The 16,938-nt window shown below is 65.6% G+C and carries 14 protein-coding genes; 7 read left to right on the top strand and 7 right to left on the bottom strand.

What is annotated here, in order from left to right; all coding sequences use genetic code 11:
* Positions 1-148: 148 nt before the first annotated feature.
* A complete protein-coding gene (locus C8C96_RS10990) occupies positions 149-2,371 on the top strand; it encodes a TonB-dependent siderophore receptor (protein WP_121942337.1) in 2,223 nt (740 codons plus the stop codon).
* Positions 2,372-2,457: 86 nt separating this feature from the next.
* Here the strand turns inward: C8C96_RS10990 and C8C96_RS10985 are convergent, their stop codons facing one another.
* Positions 2,458-4,554 (bottom strand): hypothetical protein, encoded by a 2,097-nt coding sequence (locus tag C8C96_RS10985; RefSeq protein ID WP_147455663.1) that lies wholly within the window; start codon positions 4,552-4,554, stop codon positions 2,458-2,460.
* Between the two features lie 186 nt (positions 4,555-4,740).
* On the opposite strand from C8C96_RS10985, the gene C8C96_RS10980 reads away from it, so the two are divergent.
* Complete coding sequence (locus C8C96_RS10980) at positions 4,741-5,991, top strand: NAD(P)/FAD-dependent oxidoreductase (RefSeq protein WP_121943977.1); 1,251 nt, start codon at positions 4,741-4,743, stop codon at positions 5,989-5,991.
* Between the two features lie 115 nt (positions 5,992-6,106).
* Here the strand turns inward: C8C96_RS10980 and C8C96_RS10975 are convergent, their stop codons facing one another.
* Positions 6,107-9,358 (bottom strand): EAL domain-containing protein, encoded by a 3,252-nt coding sequence (locus C8C96_RS10975; RefSeq protein ID WP_121942335.1) that lies wholly within the window; start codon positions 9,356-9,358, stop codon positions 6,107-6,109.
* Between the two features lie 309 nt (positions 9,359-9,667).
* On the opposite strand from C8C96_RS10975, the gene rpsU reads away from it, so the two are divergent.
* Both rpsU and C8C96_RS10965 read left to right on the top strand, forming a co-directional pair.
* On the top strand, positions 9,668-9,880 hold the full coding sequence (gene rpsU / locus C8C96_RS10970; RefSeq protein WP_007833691.1) for a 30S ribosomal protein S21: 213 nt from the start codon (positions 9,668-9,670) through the stop codon (positions 9,878-9,880).
* A 213-nt stretch (positions 9,881-10,093) separates the two neighbouring features.
* Positions 10,094-10,540, top strand: a complete 447-nt coding sequence (locus C8C96_RS10965; protein ID WP_121942334.1) for a GatB/YqeY domain-containing protein — start codon at positions 10,094-10,096, stop codon at positions 10,538-10,540.
* Between the two features lie 89 nt (positions 10,541-10,629).
* Here C8C96_RS10965 and C8C96_RS10960 read toward each other — a convergent pair whose 3' ends face one another.
* Positions 10,630-11,574 carry a LysR substrate-binding domain-containing protein gene (locus C8C96_RS10960; RefSeq protein WP_121942333.1) on the bottom strand — a complete coding sequence of 315 codons (945 nt, stop codon included), beginning with the start codon at positions 11,572-11,574 and terminating at the stop codon, positions 10,630-10,632.
* A gap of 124 nt (positions 11,575-11,698) precedes the next feature.
* Here C8C96_RS10960 and C8C96_RS10955 point away from each other — a divergent pair, with 124 nt between their 5' ends.
* Positions 11,699-12,802: a tartrate dehydrogenase gene (locus tag C8C96_RS10955; protein WP_121942332.1), complete on the top strand. Its 1,104-nt coding sequence runs from the start codon at positions 11,699-11,701 to the stop codon at positions 12,800-12,802.
* A 91-nt stretch (positions 12,803-12,893) separates the two neighbouring features.
* Here the strand turns inward: C8C96_RS10955 and C8C96_RS10950 are convergent, their stop codons facing one another.
* Positions 12,894-13,283 carry a VOC family protein gene (locus C8C96_RS10950; RefSeq protein WP_121942331.1) on the bottom strand — a complete coding sequence of 130 codons (390 nt, stop codon included), beginning with the start codon at positions 13,281-13,283 and terminating at the stop codon, positions 12,894-12,896.
* Positions 13,284-13,718: 435 nt separating this feature from the next.
* Between C8C96_RS10950 and C8C96_RS10945 the strand changes: the two genes are divergently transcribed.
* Positions 13,719-14,615 (top strand): LysR family transcriptional regulator, encoded by an 897-nt coding sequence (locus tag C8C96_RS10945; RefSeq protein ID WP_121942330.1) that lies wholly within the window; start codon positions 13,719-13,721, stop codon positions 14,613-14,615.
* A 22-nt stretch (positions 14,616-14,637) separates the two neighbouring features.
* On the opposite strand, the gene C8C96_RS10940 is transcribed toward C8C96_RS10945, so the two are convergent.
* The 3 genes from C8C96_RS10940 to C8C96_RS10930 are packed head-to-tail and all read right to left on the bottom strand — an operon-like array spanning position 14,638 to position 15,850.
* Complete coding sequence (locus tag C8C96_RS10940) at positions 14,638-14,895, bottom strand: hypothetical protein (protein ID WP_121942329.1); 258 nt, start codon at positions 14,893-14,895, stop codon at positions 14,638-14,640.
* Complete coding sequence (locus C8C96_RS10935) at positions 14,892-15,317, bottom strand: VOC family protein (RefSeq protein WP_121942328.1); 426 nt, start codon at positions 15,315-15,317, stop codon at positions 14,892-14,894. The genes C8C96_RS10940 and C8C96_RS10935 overlap by 4 nt, the downstream gene beginning before the upstream one ends.
* The gene (locus tag C8C96_RS10930) at positions 15,317-15,850 is read right to left on the bottom strand and encodes a helix-turn-helix domain-containing protein (RefSeq protein ID WP_121943976.1); all 534 of its coding nucleotides are present in this window, start codon (positions 15,848-15,850) and stop codon (positions 15,317-15,319) included. Before C8C96_RS10930 ends, C8C96_RS10935 begins: the two co-directional genes overlap by 1 nt.
* A gap of 237 nt (positions 15,851-16,087) precedes the next feature.
* On the opposite strand from C8C96_RS10930, the gene C8C96_RS10925 reads away from it, so the two are divergent.
* Positions 16,088-16,849 carry an NAD(P)-dependent oxidoreductase gene (locus C8C96_RS10925; RefSeq protein ID WP_056058204.1) on the top strand — a complete coding sequence of 254 codons (762 nt, stop codon included), beginning with the start codon at positions 16,088-16,090 and terminating at the stop codon, positions 16,847-16,849.
* Positions 16,850-16,938: the final 89 nt, after the last annotated feature.

Below are 16,938 nucleotides of genomic sequence, written 5' to 3'. Positions count from 1 at the left end.
AACCCGCACCTTGGATGCCACAGTGGATGCATTTTTGCGAATAATTCCCATTTGTATTTAAAATTTTACAAATCCCAGCCAGCCGTGCGTCCCGTCGGAGAAGCGTTGCCAGCCAGCCTGTCATCGCATTTCCCCCAGGAGCCCTTTCATGCACGCACCCCGCAGACACCTTGTCTGTGCCCTCCATCCTCTGGCCGTGGCCGCCTTCCTTGCAGCCAACCTAGCGGGCACCGCCAGCGCCCAGACCGCAGCCGAGCCACCAGCGCCCGCCGCCGAAACCTCCCTCTCAGGCGCAACCAGCGCCGACCAGGTCGTGGAGCCCAAGGCGCTGGACAGCGTCACCGTGTCGGGTGCGCGCGAGAGCGCATCCACCCGCCTCCAGCTCACCCCGCGTGAAACGCCGCAGTCCGTCAGCATGGTGACGCGCGCGCAGATCGAGCGCCAGTCGCTCACCAGCATCGACGCCGTGCTGCGCAATGTGAACGGCATTGCCGTGAGCTTCTACGACACGCAGCGCCCGCTGTACTACGCGCGCGGCTTCCAGATCACCGACTTCCAGACCGACGGCCTGCCCAGCTACAGCAGCAGCACCAACCAGGAGTTCGACACCGCGCTGTACGAGCGCATCGACATCGTGCGCGGCGCCAACGGCATCCAGACCGGTGTGGGCGTGCCTTCGGCCACCATCAACATGATCCGCAAGCGCCCACAGCGCGAGTTCGCGGCGTCTGTGGCGCTCACCGCCGGGTCGTGGAACCTGTACCGGGGCGAGCTGGACATCAACGCACCGCTCAACAGCGACGGTAGCGTGCGCAGCCGCCTGGTCGTGGCCCCGCAGAAGAAAGACAGCTTCCGCGACCGCTACTCCGAGGACAAGACCGCCCTGCTCGCCGCGGTGGAGGCCGACATCGGCACCGCCACCGTGGTGTCGCTGGGCTACCAGCGCCAGTCCAACGACCCCAAGGCGCCGATCTGGGGCACCATCCCGCGCTTTGCCACCACGGGCGCGCCCATCGACCTGCCGATCTCCACCAGCTTCTCGCCGCCCTGGACGCGCTGGGAGCGCACCTCGGGCACGCTCTATGCCACGCTGGACCACCAGATCAACGACGACTGGAGCCTGAAGGCCGCGCTGAACCACACCGAGGGCGACACCTTCCGCCTGAGCACCTACGGCTATGGCGCCACCACCGGCCAGGCCCCATTCATCAACCCGGTCACCGGCGCGGGCACCACGCTGTATGCCGCCGTGAGCGGCAGCAGCGAAAAGCAGGACACGGTAGACGCCTACCTGTCAGGCAAGTTCGAGCTGGGTGGCCGCAAGCACGACCTGGTGGTGGGCATGAGCTCCACCCGCACCGCCACGCGCACCGATGACTACACGTCCGTGGCGGGCTGGAGCTATGTGATCCCCAACATCTACACCTGGGACGGCAACGCACCTGCGCCCACGTACTCCAAGACCGGCGCCTGGCGCACACAGATCACGCAGCAGACGGGCCTGTTCGCCTCGGCACGCTGGCGCTTGGCCGACCCGCTGTCGGTGCTCACCGGCCTGCGCCTGACCGACTGGCACCGCCACTCCGACACCTATGGCACCACCGGCAGCTATGCAGGCCGCTCGGCCATCCAGGACGAGAACCGCAAGGTCACGCCCTTCATCGGCGCGGTGTACGACATCACGCCCACCCTGTCGGCCTACGCCAGCTACGCGCGCATCTTCAACCCGCAGAACTACAAGGACCGCAACAACAATCCGCTGTCGCCCGTCATCGGCAGCAATGCCGAGGCTGGCCTCAAGGCCGAGCTGTTCGAGCGCCGCATCCAGGCGCACTTTGCGGTGTTCCAGACCAAGCAGGACAACTTCGGCGTGCGCGACAGTGCCATCACCACCCCGCTGCCCGACGGCAGCCTGCCCTACGTGGCCGTGAACGGCACGAAGTCCACCGGCTTCGAGCTGGAGTTCGCAGGCATGGCCACCCGGCAATGGCGCGTGAGTGCTGGCCTGACCCGCGCCAAGGTCACGCGTGCCCCCACCGACCTGATCTACGCCAACATGCCCGACTACCTGCTGCAACTGGGCACGGACTACCAGCTGTCGGGCGCGCTGGCGCCGCTGTCGGTGGGCGGCAACCTGACCTGGCAAAGCGCCATCGAGGGCTTCAACATCCCGCACCCCAGCGGCACGGTGACGGTGAAGCAGTCGCCCAAGGCCATCCTCAACCTGCGCGCGTCCTGGCAGTTCAACCCCAAGGTCAGCGCGACGGTGGCCGTGAACAACGTGACCAACCAGAAGTACTGGGCCAACCTGGACTACGGCAACTATGCCGACCCGCGCAATCTGAGCGTGACCTTGCGCGCAGCGTTTTAGGTGAAAACTAAACCTTCCGCGTCCGGCCGTTGGTAACACCTGTCGATGCTCGCTGCCAGTGCGTGACGAACGGCCTGCAACGCGGGTTAATCAGGTAGCACCAGCTTCAGCACACTGTTTTCGCTACCCACATACAGGCTACGCCGGTCAACCCCGGGGGCCAGGAACTTCACCAGGTTCAGTCCTGCCGGCAACTGCCCAAGCAAGACGCCGCCGGGCGTGAACTCGGCCTGGCCGGCCAGCAGTTCCAGCCCTTTGGCCTGCGTCCACCGATGCACGCCGCAGGCGCTGGAAAGAAACACCTCGCCGGGCCGACCGGGCAGAACGCAGATTTGCTTGAAGGGTGCCTCGGAAATTGGCAAATTTCGGTCTATTTCCAATGACAACGCGAATCTCTGGATCCCCTGGGTGTCGATGCGCACCAGCTCGGGATGGAACCGCACAAAGTTGGTGGCGCCATCCAGCTCCACACGGTTGCACAACACCCACGACACCTGCGCAGTGCCGCCCTCAAAGGCCATGTCAGCAATGTCCATGTACCAGGGGCGCTGCGCCAGCGGAGGATAGCTCTGAGGTGTGTAGAGAGCCTGCGGATCCCCTGCAACAATCTTCACCTGCCCATTGGCATCGATCGCGCCAACCAGCGCATTCCCATTGGCCCTACCGAAGTACGCATCGCCATCGCCAGGTTGTGGCGAATAGCGCGTGGCAAACCACAGCAGCCCCGTCGTATCGGTACGTAAAACTTGCACGCCAGGATCATGCCTCCCTCCAGACGCGAAATAGCTGGAGCTGACCCAGGTCTGCCACGCGGACTGGCCATTCGTAGAAGTCCGAATCAAAGCGCGGTTCTGGGTGTCATAAGCGATCAGATGCCCATAGGCGATGGCCATGCGGTTCCCACGAGGCTCCAACGACCATGTGCTCACCTGGCCCGAGGCGCTGACCGACCGGAGGGCCGGTGCAGGTGCAGCCTCCGACGAGTTGCCTCGCTGGTTCTCCAACAAGATCAAACCGCCAGCCCCGTCAGGCAACGCCTCGACACCCCTGACAAAGCTGAACCGTGCTTGGCTCTGTCCGTCCACCTCGCCTGCATTGGCTGGCGCTCCCAGCCATCGAGAGACCGCCGTCGTCGGCATCTCCAACCTGCACGCCACAACCTCCGTCCCACCCTCAAGTGGATCGCTGCATGCAACAAACAAAGCGCCCGGAGCCGTGTTCGACGGCTCTCGAACAACCGTTACTTTGCGCCCCCGTAGCTTCCATACTCCCGATGGCGTGACGCCCGACAAATCGATGTGTGCGATGACCCATTCCCGCGTTCCCAGCCCCTCAGTCAGCGCCCAATACACATCCTGGTCCCGCTGGACTTTCATCAAGGGAGTCCAATGATCAAAAGGCCACTGGTTGGGAAGGACGCGCCATTGATACTCACCGCCTACAAGCACCAGATCAGCCCACTCATACGGGTCGCCCGCGAACTTGGTATGACGCCGCACGCCGCCCGTAGCGGACTCGAGCAGCAGGCTACCCCGGGGCAGCGGCAACAAGGTCTTCACCGTGCCATCCGTCCCAAGGGTACGCAACATGGGTTGGAAGCCCTTCTGGGGATCTTGGTCAATGAAGTACACAAGCCCATCTCGGGCCAGCAAGGGTGAGTCAAAGTAGAAAAGAGAAGCGCTCGCGCCCACTCCATCCACCAAACCGGTGTTGGTCCCGCCTCCCGCCAAGAGTACGGGCGTTTCCCCCTGCAAATAGTGCACGCTTCCGCCACCCGTCGTCACAAGGTAACGGTCCATGGCGTCAAACAGATGGCCAGTGAAATAGTGGGGATACGTTGGAGCAAACGAAGACACACCATCATGGGTTCTGCGCCCCACACGACTGTCCCGGCCATACACCCCAACAAACTGAAGATCGCGCTTGCTATCGAAGCTCAGTCCCGTCAGCTCTGCGGGTAGCCGCACCATTTCGCCCTTGCTGATTGCAAATCCGCCACCGCCCAAGGCGCCAGCCACTATTTCCAGTGTGCCGGCTTTGGCGGGCGGCTCCACGATGGGCTCTCCCCCCCCTCCACCGCCACAGCCGGCTACGCCGGAGGCTGCTGCTGCCAGGCCCCATTGACCAAATCGGCGGCGCGTGATGGCCTGTACTTGGATATCGAATCGAGACGTCATGTCCACAGGTTCTCCTTTGATCGATCGCCCATTATTGGTGCGTCACAGCAGAGAAAAGCCACGGCTGCCGATTCGTTACCAACAGAAACACTCCCAATGCGGCACGTACCCATCAGCTCCCTTGGCCAGAGCACTGCCACAAGCAATGGCGGCACAATCAGCCTCTTTTTGCGCCCCACGCATCCGAACGAAGTGCCGACGACTCCATTTTTTGACGCCATCATCATCGGCGCCGGCGCTGCCGGCCTGTTCTGCGCGGGCCAGGCGGGCCAGCGGGGCCTGAAGGTCTTGCTCATCGACCATGCCGACAAGGTGGCCGAAAAGATCCGCATCTCGGGCGGCGGGCGCTGCAACTTCACCAACCGCGACCTGGACCCGGCCGCGCCGCACAAACACTTTGTGGGGCAGAACCCGCAGTTCTGCCGCTCGGCGCTGTCGCGCTACACGCCCGCCGACTTCATTGCGCTGGTGCAAAAGCACGGCATCCCGTTTCATGAAAAGCACAAGGGCCAGCTGTTTGCCGACCGCTCGGCCGAGGACATCATTGCCATGCTGCTGGCCGAGTGCGAGGCGGGTGGCGTGACCCGCTGGCAGCCCTGTAGCGTCAAAAAAATAGACTTTTTGGCATCAAGCGCTAGTGAATCATGCCGGGGCAGCTATCAAATTGATACTGATCGTGGGCCGGTGTCGGCGGGTGCGCTGGTCATTGCCACCGGCGGCTTGTCCATCCCCAAGATCGGCGCCACCGACTTTGGCTACCGGCTCGCGCAGCAGTTCAGCATCCCGCTCATCGAGCGCAAGCCGGGCCTGGTGCCGCTGACCTTTGACGGCGCGGGCTGGGCGCCGTATGCGCAGCTGGCGGGGCTGGCGCTGCCGGTGCAGATCAGCACAGGGGCCAAGAAAACCCGCATGGCGTTTGACGAAGACCTGCTGTTCACCCACCGGGGCCTGTCGGGCCCCGCGGTGCTGCAGATCTCCAGCTACTGGCAGGAGGGCACGCCCCTGGCCATCAACCTGGCGCCCACGGTGGACCTGCCCGCTGCGCTGGCGCAGGGCAAGGCCCGCTCGCGCAAGCTGGTTGCCAACGAGCTGGCCACCTTGGTGCCCAGCCGCCTGGCCGACGCCTGGGCCGGCCGCGAGGCTGATTGGCAGCGCCCCATCAACGAGGCATCTGACAAGGCCCTGGCGCGCCTGGCGGAGCAGCTGGCGCGCTGGGAGCTGACGCCCACGGGCACCGAGGGCTACAAGAAAGCCGAGGTAACGCTGGGCGGCGTGGACACGCGCGCGCTGTCGCAGCAGACCATGGAGTGCAAGACGCAGCCCGGCCTGTACTTCATTGGCGAGGTGGTGGACGTGACAGGCTGGCTGGGCGGCTACAACTTTCAGTGGGCCTGGGCCAGCGCGCATGCCTGTGCGCAGGCGCTGGCAGTGACACCCCCCTGAGGCCCTACGGGCCTTCCCCCTGCTCTCGCTACGCTGCGCGGGCAGGCGGACGACGCCCTCTCTGCGGGGCGGCCCTTGCCCGGCGTCCCGCGCGTGCGCAGCGCCCGCTTGACCGTTACGCTGCCGCTGCCTCTCGCGTCAACAATCCGCAATGCTGTCGGGCCCAGGCCTCCAGCTCCGGCACCGGCAGCGGCCGGCTGAAGTGGTAGCCCTGCAGCTCCTCGCAATCGAGCGCACTCAGCACCTGGGCCGTGGCCAGGTCTTCCACGCCCTCGGCCACGATGCGCAGGCCCAGCGTGTGGCCCAGCGCGATGATGGCGCGGGTGATGGCCATGTCGGCAGGGTTGGCGAGCATGTCGCGCACAAAGGACTTGTCCACCTTGAGGCGGTCGATGTCAAAGCGCTTGAGGTAGGCCAGGCTGGAATACCCGGTGCCAAAGTCGTCGATGGACAGTTGCACACCCAGCGCCTTGAGCGCCGCCAGTTGCTGCTCAGCCGCATGGGCGTTGTCCATGAGCTGGGACTCGGTGATCTCCAGCTCCAGCCGGTGCGCCGGCATGCCGGTGCGCAGCAGCAGTGCCTCGATGTCGGTGACCAACGCGGGGTCGGACATCTGCGCGGCCGAGAGGTTGACCGAGATCGACACCCGGGCCAGCGGGTGTGGCATCAAGGCATCGCCCGGGCCCGCCTCCAGCGCCAGCTGCTGCCAGCGCACCCACTGCTCGCAGGCTTGCTGCAACACCCAGCTGCCAATGGCGCGGATCATGCCGGTCTCTTCGGCGATGGGGATGAACTCGCTGGGAGGGATGGAGCCCAGCACCGGGCTGGTCCAGCGCAGCAGTGCCTCCACGCCCAGCAGCTGGGTGCCCTGGGCGCTCAGGCGGGGCTGGTAGTGCAGGCTCAGCTCGTGGCGCTCCAGCGCGCGGCGAAGTTGCTGCTCCATGGTCTGGCGGGCCACCGCACGCTGGTCGGTCTCCATGGAATAGAACAGCGCCATGTCGCGGCCGGTGGTCTTGGCCTCGTACATGGCGGCGTCGGCGCGGCGCATGAGTTCGTCAATGTCGCTGCCATCCTCGGGGTACACGGCGATGCCCACGCTGCAGGACACATTGAGTTCATGCCCCTCCACCGGGTGGCTCTGGCGGATGAGCGGGATCAGCCGCCGCTCCACCAGCTGCTGCACATCCTCGCGCCCGGCCACGTCGCGCATCACCACCACAAACTCGTCGCCGCCCAGGCGGCTCACGGTGTCGCGGCTGCGCACGGCCTGCGTGAGGCGCGCGGCCACCGAGCGCAGCAGGCCATCGCCAATGTGGTGGCCCAGCGTGTCGTTGATGGCCTTGAAGCGGTCCAGGTCGATGAACAGCACCGCGACCTTTTCACCCGTGATGGGCGCCTGCGCCAGCGCCATCTGCAGGCGCTGCACGCACAGTGATCGGTTGGGCAGCTCGGTGAGCACATCGTGGTGCGCCAGGAACTGGATGCGCTCCTCGTTGAGCTTGCGGTCGGTGATGTCGATGGCAATGCCGATGTGGTTGGCCACCGCACCGCCCTTGCCCTCGCGCACAGCCGACACCATGAGCCAGGCCGGGTAGGTCTCGCCCGAGCGGCGGCGAAACCGCACCTCGCCCTGCCACGACTCCTTGTCGAGCATGGTGCGCTGGATCTGCACCGACAGCGGCTCGGCGCCCGCCTCTTCCAGCAGAAAGCCCAGGTCTTCGCCAATGACCTCGTAGAAGTCGTAGTGCGTGCTGCGGCAGAACGCCTTGTTCACGCTGATGATCTGCTGCTCGGCGTTCATGATGATGATGCCCTCGGACGAGGCCTCGAACACCTTGGCCCAGAGCTCCAGGCGCTGCTCCATCACCTTGAGCACGTTGATGGGCGTGAAGGCCGTGAGCACCGAGTCGCGCCCCTGGAACTGCAGGCGCCGCGCCGACAGCACGGCCCACGAAGGCTCGGGGCTGCCCTTCCAGCGCACTTCAAATTCATCGACCGAGCCCTGGTCCGCCAGGCGCTGGAAGAAGCGCGCGCGCACGCCGGGCTCCAGCCCCACGGCCCATGGGTCGGTCTTGCGGCCCCCCAGCCAGTGGGCTGCGGGTGCGTTGGAGTGCAGCACCTCGTGCTCGGGAATCGACGTGACCACCATGGGGATGGGGAAGGCCTCCACCAGTTCACGCTGCGCCTCGGCCGCACGGGCGCTGGCGGCCAGCTCCTGCTGCAGCACGCGGTCGCGGTCGAGTTGGGACAGCATCTCATTGAACGCGGTGACCAGGCGGCCGATCTCGTCGCGGCTGGCCCAGTGCGCACGCAGCGTGTGGTCACCGCTCTTGCGCACCTCGTCGGCCACACGCGCCAGCTGCTGCAGCGGCTTGGCGATCTGGCGCGCGACCAGGGTGACGAGCGAAAGGATGCAGCCCAGCAGCACCAGCGCCGTGCCCAGGTGCAACCACATGCGGGCAAACAGGCTGTCGGCGCGCTGGTTCAGCAAACGCTCCAGGTCCACAATGCCCACCGACCAGGCATCGCGCAGCGCGCCCAGCACCTGTGCCTCCTGCACACCCACTTGCGCCACCGTCAGGCGCGACTCGCCCGACGCAATGCCCTGCAGCAAGGCCTGAAAGCCCTCCTGCGCCGCCTTGAGCGCCTCGCGCTGGCGCACCAGCGCGGCCCGCATCTCGGGCGAGCCTGCAATGAAGGCCTGGTTGTAGTCCGACTCGATGCCCAGCATCACCGCATCCAGCCGCCCCACCAGCGTCAGCAGCTCGGACGACCACTGCGGCCCGCGCCGCGACGGCGCCGCGTTCAGGAAGCTGACGGTGTCATGCACCGCCTGCAGCAGCTCGGGAAACCGCAGCACCACCAGCGACATCACGTAGTAGCTGTCCAGGTCCGGGTCCAGGATCAGGTTGGACTGGTTGCCCACCGTGGTGAGCAACTCACGCCCCTCGCGCAGCAGCTGGCTGCGCAGCCGGGTGAGCGTCTGCGGATCAGCAGCTGGAGCGCCCCCTTGGGGCTGGCCCGTCAGCTGCTGCAGCGCCACGCCAAACCGCTGCCCCACATCGGCCGTGTGCAGTTGTTCGTCGTGGGCTGCCCGTACGGCGTCCAGGCGGGTCAGCACGTCGGCCACCAGCGGAGGCTGCTGCGAAGCATCCAGGAACTGCCCCATCAGCCCATCGCGCACCACGGCCGCGTAGGTCGTGCCCACCACCTCCTTGCGCGTGAAATCAATCGCCAGGTACTTTTCGTGGATCAGGATGCTGGAGACGTAGATCACCGCCGTCAGGTCCAGCAGATAGATGAGCATGAGCTTGCGGCCCACACTGAGCCGGCCCAGCCAACCCGATACGCGGTGCATGAATGCCATGGTGTCTGCGGCGGGGCCGCCCGGGCGGATGGCCAGGGCTCTCCACCGGTGAATAGGAGTGTTACAACGTGAAGCAACTTCCGCGCCATTGCGGTGCGGCCCGGCTGTCAGCAGCCCACTGGACGCCCTGTTCGGGGACAGACCGGCAATCCTTGCGCTCTGGGCGTGGATAAAGGCTATAATCTCCGGCTTTGCTGGCAATGCCCCGTCGGCCAAATACTAGTTACAGACGGGGAAACCGCTTTGTACGGACTTGAGGCCCGATCTCCCCAAGCCCCTCTGCAGGCACCATTTGGAAAACATTAGCTAATGACTACGATCCGCGTAAAAGAAAACGAACCCTTTGACGTTGCACTGCGCCGCTTCAAGCGCACCATTGAAAAGCTCGGCCTGCTGACCGACCTGCGCGCCCGTGAGTTCTACGAAAAGCCCACCGCCGAGCGCAAGCGCAAGAAGGCTGCTGCCGTGAAGCGTCACTACAAGCGCGTTCGCAGCATGCAACTGCCCAAGAAGCTGTACTAAGTACCGCTTTGGCCCCGTCCTGATACGGAGTGCCGACAAACCCGCGCTAGGGACGCCAAGCGCGGGTTTTTGTTTTTGGGGTTTGCCAAAAGGCTTTCTGGCGTCGTTGCAACGCCTTGCCGTAGCAGCACTACTGTCTGCGGCGTTGACGCCTAGCCAGAAAGCCTTTTGGCAAACCCCTGTTCTTGTCTAAAACCAACCAAGGAAGCCGCCATGAGCCTCAAGGACCAGATCACCGAAGACATGAAAACCGCCATGCGCGCCAAGGACAGCGAGCGCCTGGGCACCATCCGCCTGCTGCAGGCCGCGATGAAGCAAAAGGAAGTGGACGAGCGCATCGTGCTGGACGACGCGGCCGTGGTCGCCATCGTGGACAAGCTCATCAAGCAGCGCAAGGACTCGATCACCGCCTTTGAGGGCGCAGGCCGCCAGGACCTGGCCGACAAGGAAAAGGCCGAGATGGCCGTGCTGCAGGCCTACCTGCCCGAGCGCATGTCGGCCGAAGAAACGCTGGCTGCCGTGAAGGCCATCGTGGCTGAGGTGGGCGCATCGGGCCCTGGCGACATGGGCAAGGTCATGGGCGTGGTCAAGACCCGCCTGGCGGGCAAGGCCGATATGGGCCAGGTGTCGGCCGCCGTGAAAGCGGCACTGGCGGGCTGATCGCCCCTGCGGTCGTGCCCACGGTACGACCGGTATCTTTTTGATAGCTGTCAGCGCATGTGAGACGTGCGCTGGCAGCTATTTTTGCTTCAAACCGAGGCGTTTGCGCCCACACCGGTCTTTGCGCTGCGCGACGCCCACCCGTCGCGAAAGAGCGCCTGCAAAAACTCCACGCACACCCGCACTTTGGCCGAGCGCTCCAGCCGCGTGGGGTAGACGGCCCACACATTGGCTTCTTGCTGCCACTGCGGCAACACCTGCACCAGGCGCCCGGTCTGCAGGTGCGCGCCCACATCCCACAACGAGCGCAGCACCACGCCACGTCCGTCCACCGCCCACTGCACGGCCATCTCGCCGTTGTTGGCCGACAGCGGGCCACGCACCTTCACCGACTCCTCCTGCGCACCGCTGCGCAGGCGCCACACGCCAAATGGATGGTCACGCTCCTTGATCACCAGGCAGTCGTGCGCGGCCAGGTCGGCCACCGTGCGCGGCGTGCCCTTGCGCTGCAGGTAGGCAGGCGCCGCGCACAACACACGGTGGTTGTCCGCCAGGCGGCGTGCGATCAGGTGCGGCGCAATTTCGTCGCCCACGCGCACGTCCAGGTCAAACCCTTCGCCCGCCACATCCACCAGCCGGTCGAACACTTCCAGGCGCACCTGCAGCCCCGAGTGCTGCTCCACCAACCGCGACAGCGCGGGCGCCACGATCTGCCGGCCAAAACCAAAGCTGCTGCTCACCCGCAACAGCCCGCGCGGCTCGCTGCGCGTCACCGCTACCTCCTGCATCAGCTGCTCCATGTCGTCCAGGATGCGCTGCGCCCAGTGGAAGACGCGCTCGCCCTCCTCCGTCACCGCCACGCGGCGGGTGGTGCGGTGCAGCAGCTTGACCTGCAGGTCCTGCTCCAGCAGGCGGATGCGTTTGCTGACGTAGGCGGGCGAAGTGCCCAGCTCGGTGGCGGCGCCGCCAAAGCTGGCCTTGCGCACCACGGCCGTGAACACGCGCAGGTCTTCCGCTGCAGGATTTTTATGCACGATGTGTGAAGGATAAGGCCACAGTTAGCGGATTGTAGTTATCGGAAGCGTTGGGAACAATGCAGGCAATGCCGCTGGCTGCGCCCTTCAGCCGCACCCTCGAAGCCATTGCAAGGACCGCTTGATGACCTCCTCCACTGCCCCCAAAACCTACCGCATCGCCCTCATCGCCGGAGACGGCATTGGCAAGGAGGTGCTGCCAGAAGGCCTGCGCGTGGTGCAAGCCGCCGCAGCGCGTTTTGGCATTGCACTCGAAACCACTGCCATCGACTGGGCCAGCTGCGACTACTACGCCGCCCATGGAAAAATGATGCCCGACGACTGGAAGGCGCAGCTGGCGGGGATGGACGCTATCTTCTTCGGTGCCGTGGGCTGGCCCGCCACCGTGCCGGACCATGTGTCGCTGTGGGGTTCGCTGCTCAAGTTCCGCCGCGAGTTCGACCAGTACATCAACCTGCGCCCGGTGCGCCTGTTCGAAGGCGTACCCTGCCCCTTGGCGGGCCGCCAACCCGGCGACATCGACTACTGCGTGGTGCGCGAGAACACTGAGGGGGAGTACACGTCACTGGGCGGCCTCATGTACGAGGGCACCGACCGCGAGATCGTGATCCAGGAATCCGTCTACTCCCGCCACGGCGCCCACCGCCTGCTGAAGTTCGCGTTCGACCTGGCGCAAAGCCGCCCCAAAAAGCACGTCACCCTGGCCACCAAAAGCAACGGCATCGCCATCAGCATGCCCTGGTGGGACCAGCGTGCCGACGACGTGGCCCAGGCCTACCCCGAGGTCACGCTGGACAAGCAGCACATCGACATCCTCACCGCCCGCTTTGTGCTGCAGCCTGGGCGCTTTGACGTGGTGGCCGCCACCAACCTGTTTGGCGACATCTTGAGCGACCTGGGCCCGGCCACCACCGGCACCATTGGCCTAGCGCCCTCGGCCAACCTGAACCCCGAGCGCACGTTCCCCAGCCTGTTCGAGCCCGTGCACGGCTCGGCACCCGACATCTATGGCCAAAACATCGCCAACCCGATTGCGATGATCTGGTCGGGGGCGCTGATGCTGGACTTCCTCACCCAGGGTCAGGGCGCAGGACGGGCAGCGCACGATGCCATCGTCAACGCCATCGAAGAAGTGATCAAAAGCGGGCCGCGCACGCCGGACCTGAGCGGCACGGCCTGCACCACGCAGGTGGGCGAGGCGATTGCGGCGCGGGTGGCTGGGCAATGAGCCACGGCCCTCGTCAAAAATGCTCCTGTTTTTTATAGCTTAAAAGGTATACCCACCAAGCGGTAACGGCCTTTTTGCTTGAAAAAAAGGGTTATGTGGCAATGTCCTCGTGCAGACAGAGGTAGTTGCCCTCGGTGTCCTTGAACCACGCAGCCTTCTCGGCGCCCAGCACACACACGTGATTGACGGTCTTGAGGCCCGGGAAGTCGTAGTCCTCGAAGACCACCTTCGCGCGTTTCAGTGCCTCGATGGTGGCGGCCATGTCGGCCACCTGAAAGCTGATGGCCGTGTGGTCGGCCTTGGTGCCTTCCGGCTTGGGGAACAGCGCCAGCGTGCTGCCCCCCACCGCATAGACAAACTTGCCATCGGGCCGGAACCCGCCGGGCTTGAGCCCCAGGCAACCCTCGTAGAAGGCGCGGGCGCGGTCCATGTCCATGTCCATCACAGGCAGCATGGTGGTTACGGAAGCATCGGACAACATACCAGGTCCTTTCGCTCAATCCGGCCCCGGGCCTTGCAGCCCCCTGGTGCACACCAGGCCCCGGTCCGGGCCGCCTGACCGGTGGTGCAGTGTAGGCCGATCCCCTCCGCCTCACCAGTGCAGGCAGTGAGGAGGCCCGCCCCCGTCACCCCCCATGGGGCGGCACCCGGAAATTCTCGCTGATGTGTTTTTCCGCCCGCGCGAGGGCGGCACCCAGCGCCCGCAGCCACCGCCCGCCCAGACGCCGCATCCGCCGGGGCCATCGGCCCCCACGGGCCGGGTGCCCTGGCACAACCCCCGGCGGCTGGCAGGCCTGGGATTGGCGGGTCGTGCTTTCGGGGTCCAAACGGGTGGGATGCAACATGGCCCGCATGCTCGGGCTTGGCTTACCATCTGTAAAGTTGAATTCAATGACGATTCACTTCATAAAAGCTGATGCGTAACCTCAATCTCGACCAGTTGCAAACCCTGATCGCCATCACCGACCTGGGCACCTTTGCGGCCGCCGCGCAGGCGTTGCACCTCGCGCCGCCCACGGTGAGCATGCACATCAAGGAACTGGAATCGCGCCTGGGCGCCGAGCTGGTGGTGCGCGGACGGCGGCAGGCCGACCTCACCCCCGCTGGCGAGGTGCTGGTGCGCGAAGGCCGCCAGCTGTTGCTGGCCAGCGATGACCTGGTGGAACGCGTGCGGCGCCACGCATCGGGCCGCGAAGGCATGGTGCGGGTGGGAGTGTCGGCGGGTGTCAGCACCCGGTTGCTGCCACGCATGCTGGAGGCGCTGGCGGCACGCAGCCCCGGGGTTGAAATCCGCCTGGAGGCAGTGGGCTCGGCCGAGTCGATGCAGCGGCTCAAGGCCGGTACGCTGGACATTGCCATCGTCGCCAGCCCCCAGCCGCCGCTGGCAGAGGTGCGCCAGACCCCCTGGCGCAACGACCCCATGGTGGCCCTGCTGCCCGCCGCGTGGGACGCGCCAGACCACGTCGGCCCCGACTGGCTGGCCAGCCGACGCTGGGCATCGTTTGCGCCCGCCACGCAGATGCACGGATTGATTGCCAACTGGTTTGGTCAGGCTGGGCACCATCCGCGCCCGTTTCTGGCGCTGAGCTACCCTGGCGCCCTCAAAAGCCTGGCCGTGGCCAGCCAATGCGCCGCACTGCTACCGATGGAGGAGGTGGAGGACCTGCAGGGCACGCCCGATGTACAGATCCGCCCGCTGCAACCGCCGCTCATGCGCCCCATGGCCGTGGCGCACCGCCACCAGCCACCGCCCTCGCCCGCCGTGGAGGGCGTGCTGGAGTTGCTGGCGGACTTTGCAGATTTCGCAGAGTGATGGCGGTACACACCGCGCGCCGTCACGCGGGCGGCAAGCCCTGGGCGCCCGGGGCAGGCCGAACAGAAGACCGGACAGCAAGCCGCTGCAGGTAGGGTTGCACGAACAGGTACAACCCCGTCAACAGCAGCAGTGCCAGCGGCGGCAGGGGCGCGTACGTGACCCAGTCCGGCGGGTTGCCTGCACCCTGGGCGCGAGCCAAAAAATTGGCGATGACGGCCAACGTGAACGCCATCGACACCCAGCGATGGAACCGCCGAATTCCCGCACCGGCGCTCATTGCACACCTCCAGCGGCGAGCTGGATCATCTTCCAGCCGTTGCCCGCCGGGTCCCGGAAGCCCGCGTCCACGTTGCCGTACCGGTCCACGGGCTCCTGTGTGAACTCCACGCCCAGGTCGCGCAGCCGGGTATACGTGCCGCGGCAGTCCGACACATGCAACACCAGCGGCGGCATGGCGCCCTTGGCCACCATGGCGCGCAGGGCTTGCGCCGTGGCCTCGTCGTGGATGGGAGGGCCAGGCCTGAACAACCCCAACTGAAAGCCCGGCTGGTCGGGGTGCTGCACCGTCAGCCAGCGGTAGGGGCCATTGCGCACATCCGTGTGCACCTGAAACCCGAGCTTGCCCACATAGAACGCGAGCGCTTCGTCCTGATCGTCCACATACACGCCCACCACGCCAATGCCTTGGTTCTTCGCCATCAGATCTCCTTGGTTGTTGCTGATGTCGGCTTTGTACCTGCGGGCTGGCGGCGGCGCTTCTCCGAAACTGCGGTGGTGAGGTCAGGGCGTTGTGCGGCTTTCAATACGCAGGCCGGCACCTTGTCCAGTGGCTCCAAGCGGGCCTGGGCCTGAAGGCGCACCGCACTGGGGCTCTGCCCCGTGATGTCGCGAAAGGTGCGGCCGAAGGTGCCCAGGCTCTCCCACCCGGTGGCAAACGCAATCTCGGTGATGGGCAAGTCCGTGTCGCGCAGCAGCGTGGTGGCCTGTTCGATGCGGCGGGTCAGCAGGTAGCGGTGGGGCGGGATGCCAAACGCCTGCCGGAAGGACCGTGCGAAATGCGCGTCGGAGACGCCGCTGACCTCGGCCAGCCGCTGCACCGGCCAGGCCTCATGCGACGCAGCGTCCATGCGGTCCTTGGCGCGCAGCAGACGGCGCAACAGGGCCGGGTCTTGCGGCGCAATGGGGTCAGCGGTATGGCCGTTGGCTGGGGGCTTCGAGGGCACGACAGGCATGGTGGGCACAGCATATCGCGTGTCCGTCGGCGTTCCTGCACCACCTGTACGGCGGCAGGCAAGACCCGCGAGAACCCGCAGGCAAAGACAAGCACTGTGAACAAAGTCACCGTCTTCGCGATGGACCTCACCCGCCGTTAGTGCTGCAGAGACGATGGCATGGAATCATCGCGGCATCGCCCGTCGATGACTACCCGGCCATCGGCAGACCTTTCCTCAATCCTCTCGCGAATCATCATGAAGCGTCTTCTCATCCTGGGAGCCACGGGCTCCCTCGGCCGCCACGTACTGCAGCAAGCTGTTGCGGCGGGCCACCAGGTGTCAGTGCTAGTGCGCAACCCTGCCCGGCTGCCCCAGGACCTTCGATCACGCATCACGGTGCACCAGGTGGACCTGGGGTCCGTGGCAATCAGCGCCTTGGCAGACATCATCCGGGGCCACGAGGCGTTGATCAACTGTGCGGGGCTGGTCACCGAAGGTCGCGCGTTTGTCGACCTTGTGGACCGCATTGTTTCCAGCGTGGAGTCCCTGGCCCCCGCAGAGCGGCCAACCTGCTGGTTTCTAGGGGGCGCTGCGGTGCTCGACATCGGCCAGACAGGCCGCCGGGGTGTTGAACTGCCCAAGGTGCGCGACACCTATTGGCCGCACAAGAAGAACTTTGAGCGCCTGAACACCTCGTCCCTCGATTGGCGCCTGCTGTGCCCGGGACCGATGGTCGACCAACCCGCGCTGGGGATCGCCCGGCTGCGCATCGCCGCGGACCAGCTGCCGGTCTCCGTGCCAGCCTTTGCGGGCAGGCTACCCAGCCCATTGATGCTGCTGCTGTTCGCATCGAAGGTGCCGCAGATGATCGTTCCCTATGCCGACGCAGCTTCTCTGATGCTGGCCCATCTTGAGCCCCGGGATGCGATGTCCCGGCACCGCGTCGGACTCGCGCTGCCCGTGGGCATGCGTGGGAAGAAAGACACCTGGGCGGCCAAGCCCCGCAGTGCCACCTGACGAAACCCTCCATGAAAAAAGGCCCTCGCAGTCACGAGGGCCTGGGGCGGGAGAGTTGCAGAAAACCCGCATCACAACAGCAACTGGCG

The sequence above is a fragment of the Acidovorax sp. 100 genome, from assembly GCF_003688355.1.
In the GTDB taxonomy this organism is placed as follows: Bacteria; Pseudomonadota; Gammaproteobacteria; order Burkholderiales; family Burkholderiaceae_C; genus Acidovorax; species Acidovorax delafieldii.
Note: the sequence above shows the minus strand (reverse complement) of the source record. Positions and strands in the feature narration are given on the sequence as shown.